At 55.0% G+C, this 15,046-nt stretch carries 9 protein-coding genes and 4 pseudogenes; 9 read left to right on the forward strand and 4 right to left on the reverse strand.

The window, feature by feature from the left end; translation table 11 throughout:
• Positions 1-70: 70 nt before the first annotated feature.
• A pseudogene (locus tag RHM58_RS10620) lies at positions 71-1,316 on the reverse strand (MFS transporter).
• A 152-nt stretch (positions 1,317-1,468) separates the two neighbouring features.
• Here RHM58_RS10620 and RHM58_RS10625 point away from each other — a divergent pair.
• Together RHM58_RS10625 and RHM58_RS10630 are read left to right on the forward strand one after the other, a co-directional pair.
• Positions 1,469-2,371: a LysR family transcriptional regulator gene (locus RHM58_RS10625; RefSeq protein WP_322270310.1), complete on the forward strand. Its 903-nt coding sequence runs from the start codon at positions 1,469-1,471 to the stop codon at positions 2,369-2,371.
• Between the two features lie 71 nt (positions 2,372-2,442).
• The gene (locus RHM58_RS10630) at positions 2,443-2,730 is read left to right on the forward strand and encodes an addiction module antidote protein (protein WP_322270311.1); all 288 of its coding nucleotides are present in this window, start codon (positions 2,443-2,445) and stop codon (positions 2,728-2,730) included.
• Positions 2,731-3,089: 359 nt separating this feature from the next.
• Here RHM58_RS10630 and RHM58_RS10635 read toward each other — a convergent pair whose 3' ends face one another.
• Both RHM58_RS10635 and RHM58_RS10640 read right to left on the reverse strand, forming a co-directional pair.
• Positions 3,090-3,344, reverse strand: coding sequence for a hypothetical protein (locus tag RHM58_RS10635; protein ID WP_322270313.1), 255 nt, complete (start codon positions 3,342-3,344; stop codon positions 3,090-3,092).
• A 37-nt stretch (positions 3,345-3,381) separates the two neighbouring features.
• Positions 3,382-3,765 (reverse strand): DUF6124 family protein, encoded by a 384-nt coding sequence (locus RHM58_RS10640; protein WP_322270315.1) that lies wholly within the window; start codon positions 3,763-3,765, stop codon positions 3,382-3,384.
• Between the two features lie 420 nt (positions 3,766-4,185).
• Here RHM58_RS10640 and RHM58_RS10645 point away from each other — a divergent pair.
• Both RHM58_RS10645 and RHM58_RS10650 read left to right on the forward strand, forming a co-directional pair.
• A pseudogene (locus RHM58_RS10645) lies at positions 4,186-4,783 on the forward strand (helix-turn-helix transcriptional regulator).
• Positions 4,784-4,847: 64 nt separating this feature from the next.
• Positions 4,848-5,648: pseudogene (locus tag RHM58_RS10650) on the forward strand (queuosine precursor transporter).
• Positions 5,649-5,684: 36 nt separating this feature from the next.
• On the opposite strand, the gene queC reads toward RHM58_RS10650, so the two are convergent.
• Positions 5,685-6,386 (reverse strand): 7-cyano-7-deazaguanine synthase QueC, encoded by a 702-nt coding sequence (gene queC, locus RHM58_RS10655; protein ID WP_322270316.1) that lies wholly within the window; start codon positions 6,384-6,386, stop codon positions 5,685-5,687.
• Between the two features lie 358 nt (positions 6,387-6,744).
• Here queC and RHM58_RS10660 point away from each other — a divergent pair, with 358 nt between their 5' ends.
• The 5 genes and pseudogenes from RHM58_RS10660 to RHM58_RS10680 form a co-directional block, all read left to right on the forward strand.
• Positions 6,745-8,817, forward strand: a complete 2,073-nt coding sequence (locus tag RHM58_RS10660; protein WP_322270318.1) for a type VI secretion system tip protein VgrG — start codon at positions 6,745-6,747, stop codon at positions 8,815-8,817.
• Positions 8,810-9,685: a DUF4123 domain-containing protein gene (locus tag RHM58_RS10665; RefSeq protein WP_322270319.1), complete on the forward strand. Its 876-nt coding sequence runs from the start codon at positions 8,810-8,812 to the stop codon at positions 9,683-9,685. The genes RHM58_RS10660 and RHM58_RS10665 overlap by 8 nt, the downstream gene beginning before the upstream one ends.
• Positions 9,682-13,110 carry a toxin VasX gene (locus RHM58_RS10670; RefSeq protein WP_322270320.1) on the forward strand — a complete coding sequence of 1,143 codons (3,429 nt, stop codon included), beginning with the start codon at positions 9,682-9,684 and terminating at the stop codon, positions 13,108-13,110. Before RHM58_RS10665 ends, RHM58_RS10670 begins: the two co-directional genes overlap by 4 nt.
• Complete coding sequence (locus tag RHM58_RS10675) at positions 13,103-14,293, forward strand: DUF6708 domain-containing protein (RefSeq protein WP_322270321.1); 1,191 nt, start codon at positions 13,103-13,105, stop codon at positions 14,291-14,293. The genes RHM58_RS10670 and RHM58_RS10675 overlap by 8 nt, the downstream gene beginning before the upstream one ends.
• Before the next feature lie 275 nt (positions 14,294-14,568).
• A pseudogene (locus tag RHM58_RS10680) lies at positions 14,569-15,039 on the forward strand (hypothetical protein); the annotation flags it as partial.
• Positions 15,040-15,046: the final 7 nt, after the last annotated feature.

Here is a 15,046-nt window from a genome sequence, read left to right on the forward strand (position 1 = left end):
CCCTTTACCAAGACTGACGAATGCCGTCAGTGTACCTTGGCTCGCGATTACCGCTAGGGCGCAGTTTTGGCTAAACCTGTGCGGTGCCCGCCAGCGGCGGCAACTTCGCCAGCTTCAACGCCACCAGCAACGCAATCACCAACAACCCGCCAATAAACAACCCAATCCCGTTCCACCCGCCCAAATGCCAGAACACCCCACCTGCCGTCCCGGCAATGCTCGACCCGGCGTAATAACTGAACAGATACAGCGAAGACGCCTGCCCCTTGGCCTTGATCGCCCGGCGCCCAATCCAGCTACTGGCCACCGAATGCGCGCCGAAGAAGCCGAAGGTGAAGATCAGCATGCCAATTATCACCACCGGCAGCGGTGTGAACATCGTCAGTGTGAGGCCGGCAAGCATCAGCACAATCGTCGCCCAAAGCACTTTGCGCCGGCCCAGTTTGTCGGCCAACGAGCCGATTTTCGCCGAGCTATAAATCCCCGACAGGTACACCACCGACAACAGTCCAACGAACGCTTGGTCCATGTTGTACGGCGCAGCCAGCAGGCGATAGCCGATGTAGTTGAACAGCGTGACGAACGCGCCCATCAGCACAAAGGCTTCGACAAACAGCAGCGGCAGGCCGGCGTCGCGAAAGTGCATGGTGAAGCCGTCGAGCAGGCTGCGCGGGTGCATCGAGCGGGAACGGAAGTTGCGCGATTCGGGGAGGATCTTCCAGAACACCGTCGCTGCAATTAGCGCCAGACCGCCGATCACCAGCATCGCCGTGTGCCAGCTGACGAAATCGATCAAAACCCCGGTGATCAAGCGCCCGCTCATCCCGCCAATCGCGTTGCCACCGATGTACAACCCCATCGCCAAGCCGATGTGCTGCGGATGAATTTCTTCGCTCAGGTAAGTCATGGCCACCGCCGCCAGGCCGCTCAACGACAGCCCGATCAACGCGCGCATGATCAACACACCTTCCCAGCTCGGCATCATCGCGCTGGCCATGGGTGCACAGAGCCGCGGCGAACAACGCCGTCACCATCACCGGCTTACGCCCGACGCGGTCGGAAATCGGGCCAGTGATCAGCAGACCAATCGCGAGCATGCCAGTGGCCACCGACAGAATCAGGCTGCTCTGCGCTGCGTTGATCGAATATTCGTGGGACAGCAGCGGCATCATCGGCTGCACGCAATACAGCAAGGCAAACGTCGCGAAGCCGCCGGAGAACAGCGCCAGCACCGTGCGCATGAACATCGGCGTGCCTTTTTCGATGTAGATCTCGTTCAGCTCGGCGACGACATCGTCCAGCGCGGTGGGCTGTATTTCATGGGCGAGTGGGGCGACAGCAGTTTTCACTTCGGACCTCGGAGGGCGCAGCCGGTCAGGCAATGGAAAAAAGCATATAGCTGCCTAACGATTCAATCCAATATATTATTCGACCTGTTTAAGACGTTTCACGACCTAATGGGGTTTTCATGGAATTGCGTCACCTGCGCTACTTCATCGCCGTCGCCGAAGAACTGCATTTCGGCCGCGCCGCCCAAGTGCTGGGCATCTCTCAGCCGCCCTTGAGCCAGCAGATTCAGGCACTGGAAGCCGAGGTTGGCGCGCGGCTTTTCGAGCGTACCAATCGTCGGGTCGAACTCAGCGAAGCCGGTCGGTTGTTTCTGGAAGAGGCGCGGTTGGCGTTGGCCCAGGTCGACAAAGCGGCAGATGTCGCCCGGCGGGCGCAACTCGGTGAGTTGGGTGAACTGAAAATCGGCTTCACCTCGTCGGCACCGTTTAACTCGACCATCCCCCAGGCGATCTTCTCGTTTCGCCAACGCTTCCCGGCGGTACACCTGAACCTGCGGGAAATGAGCAGCACCCAAGTGGCCGACGCACTGGTGGATGAGTCGATTGAAGTCGGGATCATGCGCCCGCTCGGTTTGCCGGATTCCCTCAGCGTCGTCGAATTGATGCGCGAGCCACTGGTGGCAGTGCTCAGCTCCAAGCATCCGCTGGTGAACGGCAGCGAAGAAGGCTTGTTCCTGTCGGCCCTGGCCCTCGAACCGTTCGTATTTTTCCCACGCAGTTACGGCAGTGGTCTGTACGCCCAGTTACTGACCTTGGCCCGAGATGCCGGCTTCAGCCCGCACTTCGCCCAAGAGGCCGGCGAGGCGATGACCATCATCGGCCTGGTAGCGGCGGGGTTGGGCGTATCGGTGTTGCCGGCGTCGTATCAGCGGATGCGCATTGATGGCGTGGTCTATCGGCCGCTGCTGGACCCGGAAGCGGTGTCGGCAGTGTGGCTGGTGCAGCGCAAGGATCAGAAATCGCCGATGGCCAAGGCGTTTGTGGAGTTGTTGACGCGCAAAGTTGAACCGTTAAAGGCGTGACGGCTTCGCCGCCATTCGCGAGCAAGCCCGCTCCCACAGTGGGTAGCGAAATCCTGGCAGGAGCAAAACCCATGACCAAACAATTCACTCGTTGGGACTCTGCCGAGTACCTCAAGACCGAAGAGGACATGGCTAATTATCTGGATGCTTGTATGGAGGAGGCTGGCGATGATCCGGCGTTCATCGCCAAGGCACTCGGGACTATCGCTCGCGCTCGCGGCATGACTCAGGTGGCACGAGATGCAGGGCTTTCTCGGGAAAGTCTTTACCGGGCATTGTCAGGCGAAGGAAATCCAGAATTCGGTACCATCCTGAAAGTCGTCAAGGCGTTGGGACTGAAGTTACACGCCAGCACCTAAGCTGAGAGAAAGGTTTAATGGCGAAGAAATACGCATTGAGCAATCTTGCCAATGTTCCCGAAAGGGGCTTGTAAGACTCTGAAGATCCTGGATAACCAGCTATCGCAGAGCCGGACAGGTACAGGGCGATGACAAGCCAGCCTGTTTGTTAAGGGGCGCCGAAAGGCGCCCTTTGTCTTTTGGCATTCGCCAAATATGCAGCCCATTGCGGGCAAGCCACTGAACGTAGCCCAACTCGAAGGCCGGCAGCCTGAGCCAATTTCACCGGTTTGGAAATTGCGCAGTTGAGTAATACTGAACTCGAGGGACGGCCATTGTAAAAAAACAGACGACCCAGGCAGATCGTCCGTTTTTCGTTTCTAGGCAGAAACCTGCCCCCGCAATCGTCGGCCGATGACGTCCATCAGATCGCAGCCATCACGCAACGAAGTCACCAACACCCGCGCCAGCTCACTGTGAATACCCTCGCTGAACGCGATATTTTCCAGCAGTTGAGTCGCCGTGCGGATGCGGTAAGCCGCCGTTTCATGCAACACGTCCAGCGGTGCTTGTGTGTCGATCAGCAACGATGGGGTGGTGCAGTCGATACCGGTGATGGGCATATATCTATCCATGACAAAAAAACTCCAGTTTGAAAAAGCATGCAGCGACTCAGTGGTGGGAAGGGGTTGGGGTTTCACGCGAACCTTCGGGCAACTCCACTAGGTCCAGCGCCCGATTAACCAATAACTCGGCCAACGTGGCCAGTTGCTGAATGGCCAACGCCACATTGCGGTGGGAGCCTTCCAGATCGCAGGCCAGATCGGTGCTCATGACATTCAGGGAGGCGAGGGTTTCGCAGGCGTGACAGAGCAGGGATTCCTTGTCGGCGTCCGGGAGGATGGCGAAGACGTGGCTGATCGGGTCAGGGCGCTTTGGATTGCGCAGGCGTGCGCTGACGAGGGGTTCGGTGATGTCGGAGAGTTTGGGTGTATCGACGTTGTCGTCGGATGATGGATTTTGCGAGTCCGAGAGGGTAGGGGGTATTTTTTTCATATTGGTATTCCCTTCAAGAGTTTAAGAAACCATTAACCCTATGCAGTCCGCCAAGGTGAATTGGCGGCGTGCAAAGGTGAATGGTGCGGTAGATTTATTACCAGAAAATTCTATTTAATTAATCAAATAAATGAACATATGTGCAATTAAATGATTCATTTCTTTTCTAAATGATTTTGTAGGAAGTTGCTGTAAGAGATGACTGTGGGAAGTTTCATTAAGTTTTGTGGTATATGTCGGTAATCAAACATTCTGAATTTCTTGAGCGAAATATTATTTAATGAATGTTTTGCGTGTTTGTGATATTGATTTTGTATAAGTCCTGACTCTGTAGGATGCTGGGTTTGCAGCGAGAAACCTGCGTAGGGTTTATTTCGAGTGTGCAGCGTGTTGAAAGCGTAAGTGAATGGTAGCTATTTAATGCATAAGAAAGTAAAGACAGAACGTTTAAAAAACAATATTAAATATCTGATAAAAAGTCGTGGAGAGACGCAGCTGTCCTTGTGCAATTCCAGTGGTCTGACACGGAGTACGATATATAACATTCTGGAAGGGAGGGTGGTGAATGTTCAGCAATCTACAATTCGTAAGATTTCTGATTTTTTCGGAGTGTCTTACAAAGAAATAGAGACCGTCGATTTTGAAGAAAAGGAAGTAATTGAGAGCAGTGTTTCCATACTTGGAAATATGAATCCGGCGGCGGTTCCTGTCATTAAAGAAATTTTATTGATTAAGAGTCTGGAAAAAAGAATCGGCGAATTGGCTACCACTCACCCGCTTACTTACTATTTCGGTTCAGCCTGCAACGTAATAGGTGTGCTATTGGAAAATGATATCTGGGGTGTCTATGAGTCAGGGGATTTGCTGATAGTGAAGAAAGGTTTGTCGAGCAGTGCTACGGAGAAGTTAGTGTATGAAAGGGAAAACAAAGGCGTTGCATATAATTAGTGAGGCGTATTTTGATTCTGACGTTTTCTGTATTGTAGGGGATGTGCTGGAGCAACGATTCAATGGATGATGCTGCTGAAAATAGTCGGTACAAGCTTCTCGGGTTTGAGAATAACAAAAATCTCGCCGTGATCATGGTTATCTCTACAGGAAAAGTTGTCCGAGTAAAGCTAGGCGAATTGTTGAAAAGTGATATTTTAGACAATTTAAGTAAAACGGAAATTAAGGATATTTACAGGAAGTTCTATTCTGGCGGGGCGGCATTAACTGCATACGAAGTCAATGATCGTCATGAGCGATCTTGGTTGACTTATGTTGTGCTCAATCTTTTTCTTTTCGCGCTTTATATTTTTACAAACGTAGCGGCCACAAAACTTGTTTATTTAGAGCGATTTGATGTTGTCGTCACGCCCGGAGTTTTTCTATATCCACTAACGTTTTTAATAGTCGATCTACTCAATGAGTCATATGGGTTTAAACTCGCGAGGAAGGCTATATTGTTTGCTTTTTGCAAGCAATGCACTCATTATCATCTTGCTGAGTTTTACTAGCTATTTGCCCGGTTTGGCTGGTTGGAAACTTGATGCGCCGTTTAGTGAAGTCATGACTCATGTGTCTTCAGTTTTGATCGCATCCTCCATTTCATTTCTTTTTCTGAGTATTTGAATTCTTGTTTACTGTGCAAGATAAAAGAACTCACGAATTCCAGGTTTCTGTTTCTTAGAGTATTTTTAAGCACGTTTTTTGCTGTGATAATCGATAGTTTTATTTTTTGTTCTATTGCCTTTTATGGGGAGATGCAGAGTGTTGAAATACTAAGCATAATTTATATTCAGATAACTATAAAGATGTGCTTCGCTGTTTTTAATATTTTGCCAGCCTATGGGGCAAGGTACTTGTTTAAAAAGTATATAGCTGTGGCTCCGGTGGCGTAAAAGAAAGGGGAGCCAATAGCTCCCCTTGCAGTGTGTTCATCTGCTTAAATTTAGCTTTTCTTTTAGATGGTTCATGGTTTCTGCTTTGTTCCTCATGAATTCAGTTAAACCTTTTGCCCGAAGACTGCACGCATCGCAACGGGTGCACCCACTACCCTTTATGCCGTTGTAACAAGACAGCGTATCGTAGCGAATCAAGTCTAACTGGTTGTGGTAATCGGCCAGGGCCCAGGTTTCCGCCTTGTTCAACCACATGAGTGGGGTTTCAATACGTAGTTTATAATCCATTCCCAATTCGATAGAGTTATTCAAAGCAGTGACAAAATCGTCGCGGCAATCAGGGTAGCCCGAGCACTCTGTTTCACAAATACCTGTGATTAAAGCCTCGGCACCAACTTGATACGCATAAATAGAAGCCAGCGTTAAAAACAGAATATTCCGGCCGGGCACGAACGTGTTTGGCACGCTATCCCTTGAACTGGCAGCGGTTGGCACCGGGATATTGTCACGAGTCAGACTGCTGATTGCTAACTCATTTAGTAATGACGTGTCGAGAACCTTATGTACTTTTATGCCAAGCCTTGCTGAGAGTTGTTGCGCCACTTCAATTTCCGCGCGGTGCCGCTGCCCATAATCAAACGTGATGCAATGTACTTCATCGTAGTTTGGCAAAGCATGGATTAAGCAGGTTGTTGAGTCTTGGCCGCCACTAAAAACGATAACTGCTTTTTTATTCATGCTTTTGCTCATCCTTGGAGTGTCCCGACAGGTAGCTAGGGACATTGACCCTACCGGGAAAGCCAAAGGTCTCGCTGTGGGACGTTTCCGAAATTACATGCACCGCTTTCCTATGTTTCATTTCTTTGCCAGAAGGAGGCATGGCAAGTCCAGCTTCGGCCGGCTGCTCCCGATCATTCGCTGTGCTTCTTTCGTTGATTGACGCACCCGTTTGAAAAGAGGAAAGGTCTGGCTGTATTAAAAGACCTTTCCTACATTAATCTTTTTTTGCCGTTGCTACCGTGCGCGCCAATTTCGCGTGCACAGACCTCGAACGGTCTGGACATCACGCTTTTCTCCTCTGCTTAAGGATGAGCGTATGTTCGGCTCGGCCAATACAGCGCATTTCGCGTTGCACATCTCCGCTGTTCGTAACGATTTCAAGGTGCTGGCTTTTGAAGGGTCTGAGGCCATCAGCACCCTCTACGCCATCCATGTTGATCTGGTCAGCGAGCACCCAGATTTCGATCTGGAGAGCCTGCTCAGCCAACCGGCGTTTCTGCAATTCGGCCTGAACGGCGAAGGACTTCACGGCCGTATCGAACACGTCTGGGTGGGTGAAGCCGGTAAGCGCCTGACCCGTTATCACCTGACCCTGGTGCCGGCGCTGCACTATTTGCAGTTAAGTCACGACCAACGGATTTTCCAGCACCTGACGGTGCCGCAGATCATCACGCAAGTGCTCAAAGGGCACGGCATTCAGGGTGACGAATTCGCTTTCCATGTCAGCACCAGCCCTGTGCGCGAATACTGTACGCAGTACGGTGAAAGCGACTTCGAGTTCATCCAGCGCCTGTGCGCCGAGGACGGCATCGCCTGGCACCACCAGCACTCGCAGGACGGTCACCGGTTGGTGTTCACCGGCGATCAAACGTTCTTCCCCAAGCTGGGCGAAACCCCTTATCAGCAAGGCTCCGGCATGGTCGCGGAGCACCCGGTCGTCAGCCAGTTCGCCATGGGTTTCAGCACCCGCACCAGCACGATCACGCGCCGGGACTATGACTTCCAGCGCCCGAGCCTGCTGCTGGAAAGCCGCTTCACCGCCGAGTTCAGTCCTGAGCTTGAAGACTATCGCTACCCCGTACTGATCGAGAACGAAAAGCACGGCAAACAACTCGCTCAACAGGCCTTGGAGCGGCACCGTGCCGATTACCAGTTGGCCGAGGGCCAGAGCGATCAGCCGACTCTGCGTAGTGGTCACTTCTTCGACCTGATCGAGCACCCGCGTAAAACCTGCAACGATTTGTGGTTGTTGCTCAGCGTGACGCACCACGGGAAACAACCGCAGTCACTGGAAGAGGCCATCACCAGCGACGTCAAACCGCAAGACGGCTTCACTCAAGGTTATCGCAACCACTTCAGCGCCATTCCATGGGACGTGCATTACCGCCCACCGTTGCGCCCGCGAAAAACACAACTGGTCAGCCAGACCGCCCGCGTTACCGGGCCTGCCGGTGAAGAGATTTATTGCGATGAATTTGGTCGTGTGAAGGTCGAACTGCCGTGGGACAGAGCCGAACTCAACAGTGAGAAAAGCAGTTGCTGGCTCCGGGTTTCCTCCAGTTGGGCGGGGGAAGGTTTTGGCGCGGTGACCATCCCGCGCGTCGGCATGGAAGTGTTGGTGATCTACCTCGAAGGCGATCCCGATCAACCCTTGATCACCGGTTGTGTCGCCAACAAAGTCACGTCCGTCCCGCACTCCTTACCAGAGAACAAAACCAAAACTGTCCTGCGTAGCCACAGTTCTCCGCACACCGGTGGCTACAACGAACTGTCGCTGGAAGATCGCGCCGGGCAGGAAAAAATCTACCTGCGCGCCCAGCGCGACATCGAACAACTGATCCTCAACGACAGCGACACTAAAATCGGTAACGACCGCCGCGAACAGATCACTCGGGACAGCCACAGCCTGATCAGCCATGACCGTTTTGAACAGGTCGATAACCACAGCGCCAGCCTGATCAAGGGCGACGAGTTGCACACCACCCAAGGTCTTCGCAACACGGTAATCGGCGGGGATGAGCTGATCACCATCAGCGGCAATAGCAGCACGGCGGCGGCTGGCACGCTGGTGATTCAGGCTGGCGCGCACGCCCGCGTTACCGCGAGCCAGGTGGTAATCGATGCGGGTTCGAGCCTGACGCTCACTGCTGGCGGCCATCACATCGTCATCAACGCCGGCGGGATTTTCAGCAGCGTGGCCATTGTCGAGGGCGGTTCTCCGGTGGCGGGGATGGCGGCGCAGGTGGCGTTGTCGGCTGAACAGATCACGTCAGTTGCTCTTGAAGCGCCCTTGCTACTTCAGACGCAACGTTTGGCCTTGATGGCCAAACAACCGATTTGCGCGGTATGCGAAGCCGCGAAACAGCAGAGTGAACACGCCAATGGTTAATTTGCCGCCACTGCCGGACGATTTGCCTTGGGCGATGTCGGCTTATTTGCTGCTTGATGGTGTAAGCGCGTCGAACCTGGCGCAACGTCTGCACCGCTGGGATAACCCGACGTATTGCCTGTACCAAGGCACTCGCTGGCATGAGTTGTCAGACATATCGCCCTGCTTGATCCCGCTCAACGGTGAGCACGATCCACTGTTGGCGTACTTCCAGGAAAACGCCGCACTTGAATGGGGCTATTTGCTGTTCAGTCCAGCGGACGCGACAACGCTTTGTTCGCATTGGCGTCGCCTGCTGACCGTCGAACACCCCAGCGGCATTGAGGTCATGCCGCGCATTGCCGATCCAGCGGTCATTCACCCCTTGCTTGTCCTTGCACGGCAAGCGCAAAGCGCCCGCTGGTTTGGCCCCGTCGAACGGGTGTGTTTGCCCGATAGCCTCCAGGCGATCTGGCACCAACACGCACGCCCTGAGCGTGCGGCGCCAGACACCCTCGATAGCTATCGACTGACGGACGAGGAACTCACGGCGCTGGAAGAGGTGGCGTTTCGGCGTTTAGTCTTTGACTTGAGTGAGCACCTGCACGCGTACTTCCCCGAGTTCATGGCGTCGTATCCAGCGCAAAAGCGCCTGCTTCATATCCAGCAAGTGGCCCGAGAGGCTTATCAACGGGGCTTCACGTCGGAGCAGGAAATCACCCTCTACGCCAATGTTTTCGCCTATTTGGCCGGGCAGCCGGTGAGCGACCATGCGGATATTGTCGAGCTGCTCACGGTACCCACAGCGCAATCCCCTTTGATGCGTGTGCAACGTGCTGCCGAGTTGGCTCGCAGTCATACCGCTGACCCGCAAGGAGGCCGACTGTGACTGCCCGACTAGCGGCCTCACTCGATGCCAACGCCGCCGCCATGGCCACGCGTGCCAACGACGTCCGCTCACCGGTGGGGCAATGCTCTTTAATGAACCCCAAGGTGCAGTTGCTGCCGCTGCGATACGGGCTGGTCGAACACCTCGATCCCTCGTCCGAACTCGCCATGCCGCTCACACTGAGCAGTCAGCCCCTGGGCATCCGATTGTTGCGCGATGGCTACCTTTACATCATCGACAACGACACGGCCTATCTGCACGAATACCGCATTGAAAAAGGGCAGATCACAAAGCTGTTATGGAGCAGCCAAGAGGTTGCCGGCGACACGCGCACCGCTTCGGTCGGTGATCCTCACTTGGTCTTTGCCCGGCAGAACACGTTGTACGCCAGCTATTCAGAAATTCAGTGGACGGCTTACAAGTGTTCGCAAGTGCTCAAGAACAGCGCCGAGCGCGAACGCTTGATGCAATGCATCGAGCTGGCCAGTGCGTGCCCGGTCAAGGGCGGCACTGATTTGCTGAGCAAACAGCAGGCCGAAAAATGGCTGGCGGAAGTGGCAGAAAATGTTACCCAGTCAGTCTCGATAAAGGCCCTGCCCGACGGCGCCAACCGGCAAGAAAGTGAGCACTATGCCTGGGAGGACACGCCGCTGTTTCAGGAGGCGGCGATTGAAACACTCACCAGCCAGGTGCTCGGCCCTTATCAGGATGACTACCTGTTTTTGGTGTTGCGCGATGACTTTGGCGTCATGCGCGATCTGGCCAGCGCGCAACTGAAAGTGGCTGACTGGATTGAGCAATGGAGTGCCGACGATGCGGTTCAGCGCCAGTACCTGACGGGCGCTTACATCCAGTCCTTGTACGATGTGAATGCCGCGCGTCTGGAGGCTCTGGACGCGACAGATCCACAAGTCAAAGCGTTGAAAGACGACACCAGCGCCGAGCAGCAGAACGCGATTTATGACTACTTGCGGGCCAAACGTGACGACAGGGGCGCAGGACTCTATGGCGACGAGGCGTTTTGGCGAGAGGCCGCCAAAACCAATCCTCATGCTCGAGCCCACCTCACTCTGCGAGACGCGCTGGGAGAGGTGCTTTGGCAAAAGCACCAAAGCACCATCACCACGCTCAACCTGCAAACCTGGGAGGCGCTATACGGCAAAGCCATCGGCCAACGCGGCATCGATGACCTGGTCAACCGGGCAGAGATGGAAGCCTTCGTCAGCCAACAGCAACTCTTGCTGAGCCATTGGCACCAACGACTTAAGGCCATCCGCGAAGACCGGTTGAGCATGATCACCGGCGGCTACTTTCACCGGGCCGCCTGGTATTACGACTTCCAGCACGATGCGCTCATCAAGCATCGCCTGGAAACCGAATTCGTCTGCGTGGCCGCCCTGTGCTGGAATCGCGCCGCAACGGAAAAACTGGCGGCTTATCTGGAGCAAAACCTGCTTACTGTCGTGCCGGGGCTGGAAACCCTGGCGCTGAAGGACCAGTTGGAGGTGAGCAAAAAACTGACGGACTTGAGCAGCTTCTCGATCAAAGTGGGCACGGCCCAGGAGAGTCTTGCCAGCGTCAATGTGCTCGCCAGCCAGTTCAACAGTTTGATGAGTGAGCGGTTGCCCAACTATGCGGATTTGAATACGAGGTTTAAGGGGCTGCAAAGTTTGCTTGATAGCGCTTACATTCCGGCGCATCAGTTGACCGCTGCGGACCAGCTAGACCGAGTGCACAACGAATTTAAACGACAAAAAACCATTGACCCCAATGGCTTCATACGCGACATCGGCGCACCTGCACGCCTGCAACTGCTGCGCGAGTTCTCTCGCAGTGGCTTGACGCTGCGGGCGGCGTCGGCTTCCGAAATCCAGGCATTCAACAAGGCCCGCGATGCCACCCTTGACCTGCGCAGCCAGCTCAAGGAAACCTACAAACTGCGCCGTCGTGAGTTGTCGCGGGTCACCAGCGGTCTGGTGGCACCGGGTGGCGAACAGATTTACAACCAGCGTATCAATCAACTCAAGGCCGCGCTGGCGCCGTTGGAAGACAGCCTCAGTCGGGCCTTGACCGTCGGCAGTGGCCACCCTGGGCAAATCGGCACGGTGGTTGATGGGGTGGCGCCGGCACTGCGTGACGAAATGCACCGTACGGTGCGGGATTTCCGTGCGACGGGGACGTTTGGCAAGCCTCTGAGTAGCGCGCTGAAATCCGGGGGTGATGGGATTGCGCTGTTGTTGCTTGTGTTTCAGGGGCAGAAGTTTGTTGAGGCGTTGAGCGCGTTGGATAAAAAAACTATGCCGTCTCTCGCTGAGTGGGGCGTGCTCTTTGAGTCATTTGTGGGTATGTCGGCTGCGGGATTTGCGGCGGTACAAGGTCTGTCGGTGACGATTTTTCAAGCGCATATTGAGCAAATGGACAGTGCTGCTGGGAAGCTCAATACGATGAGCCGTCTGGGGCGCTGGGCCGGTATTGCAGGGACCGGCGCATTTGGGTTTGGTGCTTTGGCCGCCGCAATTGATTTAGGCAAGCACTCTCAGCAATGGGGGAAAGCGCTGGCCGCAGGCGATTACAAAGGCTTGGCGGCTACGAGCCTGCAAATGGCCGGTGACGGAGTTTTGATGGGCACCAATACCTGGGGCGCCCTTCATACGACATCGATCATTAACAAAATCCTGAAAACTCCCTCCGAACTGCGGGCTCTGGCTTGGGCGGAAGCCAGCCCGCGACTGCTCAGCATCGGCGCTAAAGCCAACTTGGTGGGTTTAATCGGCACAGCCCTGCAATTGATGGGTGAAGGTCTTTACAACTACTTCAATCTGACAGCAATGCAAAAATGGCTGCAAGCCAGTGCTTGGGGGACGGCAAACTTGCAACGCAGTCTGCTAGATGATTGGACTGCGTTGGCGAAGGTGGTGCAGCAACCGACGTGCGAACTGCTCCGCGACGATAAGCGTACCTACTTGAAATTGGTGTTGCCCGGCGTTCGAACGCAGGAAATGGACAGTCGCCGATTGCAATTGCTGGCGTATCAGCAAACCCGTGATCTGCACATTCCTCGCCCCTACAGCGCCCAGTTACCGCCCGTGCGCTGGCAGGAGTGCAGCGCGGCGTGGGTGGCTACGGCCATGGTCGTCAGTCAGGAAGACGAAGCGCTGACCTTGCATCTGCCCATCAGCGACTCTCTGCAAACAACGGATTTTGCCCTGGCTTTCAACATCGGTTACCAACTGGAGGCCGAACGTGATTTGATCCACCGCACCTGCTTTGTGCTGCGTAATTTGTACGTCGCGACAGAGCGTGGTGTACGCCTGCCGGCCAAGGGGAGGTTCAAACTCGACCCGGTGGAGAGCATGCCGAGCGGCACAGGCAAAGCCCCTTACTGGTTATTTACCCGAGAAGAAATGGCGACGGTTGATGTTTAGGAAATTGTTCAAGCGCAGAAACAAAGCTGAAAACACCGAGCCCTCACCGGACATTCGCAGCCAGCGACCCAGTGCCGGGCAACTGCGGGTCAAGGGTTTGAATGAAACGTTGTTCCTCGCCCCGTTGCCGGTATACACGGGACAGGCGCAAATTTCTCGCCGTAACTTTTCGGAGATGAACGAGACCTATCTGGAGCTGGGAGGTAATAACTTCGGGATGGTGGAGTTGGGAAAAAGATTGGCCTTTCAGATATGGATGGTTTTGTGTACTGCATTTTTTGCACCCGTGCTTATTTGTCTATGGCTCGTTGCTTTTAGCCCTCCGGAGATTGATCGAAGATTTTTCGACATTGTTGGGGATGCTGTACAGGTGTTCGCCACTGGTTCTCTCCTTTTCATTATCCCGATTGGCGCCTTCGTCTACGGCATGCTATCCGGCGTCTATGCCTCAGCCAAAAGCTACCCAATCCGCTTCAACCGCCAACGCCGCGAAGTCTGCTACATCGACGACACCACCCATCGTGTCCTGATCGTCCCATGGGAAAGTGTGGTGGCCTGGGTCGCGAGCAGTCAGGGCATCACCAGCTACGGCGCGATGCGCGACTACACCTTCGGCATGGGCCTGGAAGACGAAGAGCACGACACCGTGCAGTTTGTGCTGTCGGCCCAACCCAGCGATGCCCACGCGCTGGGCATGTGGACCTCCATTCGTAACTACATGGAAGACGGGGAATTGGTGGATACCCCGAACCCTATGCTCGTCGTATTGGGGCTTACGCCAACGGAAGAAGAGCTCATACCTTACGAGGGGCTGCATACCTTTGAGATCGAACGCAACGGCGCACGCTTCATGGGTTCATTGGACGATGACGGCGGAGATCTAACCGCCGAACAGCGCCACCGTTACGGTTACGGCAAGCGGACACCCTGGCCCTTACGCTGGTGGTACGTCCGCCGCGTCCTGACCTTCTGGAAAATGCCCTACCTGATCGCCGAATGGGCCCACCGCAAGGGCCGTCCGACCCTGCCCGAACGCGTGCAAGTCTGGTCCCAACCTCTGCCCCCCGAACAGTGGGCCAAACCCAGCCCGGCGCTGCAAAAAGCCAACACGCTGGTCAAAACCGCCATGGACAAAAAAAGCGCGAACTTCGTCGATGCGTGCAAGGCGGCAGGGTTGCATTGATTCATATTGAGTTCAGTAGACGGCTTACAAGTGTTCGCAAGTGCTCAAGAACGGCGCCGAGCGCGAACGCTTGATGCAATGCATCGAGCTGGCCAGTGCGTGCCCGGTCAAGGGGGCACTGATTTGCTGAGCAAGCAGCAGGCCGAAAAATGGCTGGCGGAAGTGGCGGAAAACGTTACCCAGCCAGTCCCGATCAAGGCCTTGGAGGAAGTCGGGCCGATGCTGGTGCCTGTTGTTTCCGATAGTCCGCTGGCCCACCTTTTTTTCAGGAATGGAGCGCGACGTGTGGTGTGTGGCTGGAGTCGGACGCCGAAGAAACGGTGGTGCTCGACCATTTGCGCAGCCTGATTCAGGTCCGTGTAGAGGGCGATCTCACCGTCCTCTTTCGTTACTTTGAACTGCAAGCCGAGCATTGCCCGCCGCTGGACAACGCCTCGAAGGTCATGGCCGAACTGCTGCCCAAGACCTTCGCCCGGTCCATGAAAGTGGACCAGATAAGAAGTGTCGAAGATACCGACGCGCTGGGCGCAACGCTGATGAAGGACCCGACCCCGGCCAACATCAAGGCGTACACCGACGCCATGCACCGCGCGCGCGAACGCGAAAAAGTCCTCGCCCAACACCCCGAGGCCAGCGATCAAGCGCCGGGCGAGTGGAGCGCCGAAGCGTGGGACGGTCAGTCGTCGCCAATACGATACGGCTTCTGCCACGCTATATGCTGGGGCAGCGCTGACGGCGCTGATTGATAACGAA

This window comes from Pseudomonas sp. 10S4 (assembly GCF_034344865.1).
GTDB lineage: Bacteria > Pseudomonadota > Gammaproteobacteria > Pseudomonadales > Pseudomonadaceae > Aquipseudomonas.

Bases quoted from the DNA above. Each gene is read 5' to 3' on its own strand.
- RHM58_RS10630 (WP_322270311.1), top strand. From the start codon at position 2,443: ATGACCAAACAATTCACTCGTTGGGACTCTGCCGAGTACCTCAAGACC.
- RHM58_RS10660 (WP_322270318.1), top strand. From the start codon at position 6,745: ATGTTCGGCTCGGCCAATACAGCGCATTTCGCGTTGCACATCTCCGCT.
- RHM58_RS10635 (WP_322270313.1), bottom strand. From the start codon at position 3,344: ATGGATAGATATATGCCCATCACCGGTATCGACTGCACCACCCCATCG.
- RHM58_RS10640 (WP_322270315.1), bottom strand. From the start codon at position 3,765: ATGAAAAAAATACCCCCTACCCTCTCGGACTCGCAAAATCCATCATCC.
- RHM58_RS10675 (WP_322270321.1), top strand. From the start codon at position 13,103: ATGTTTAGGAAATTGTTCAAGCGCAGAAACAAAGCTGAAAACACCGAG.
- queC (WP_322270316.1), bottom strand. From the start codon at position 6,386: ATGAATAAAAAAGCAGTTATCGTTTTTAGTGGCGGCCAAGACTCAACA.
- RHM58_RS10625 (WP_322270310.1), top strand. From the start codon at position 1,469: ATGGAATTGCGTCACCTGCGCTACTTCATCGCCGTCGCCGAAGAACTG.
- RHM58_RS10665 (WP_322270319.1), top strand. From the start codon at position 8,810: ATGGTTAATTTGCCGCCACTGCCGGACGATTTGCCTTGGGCGATGTCG.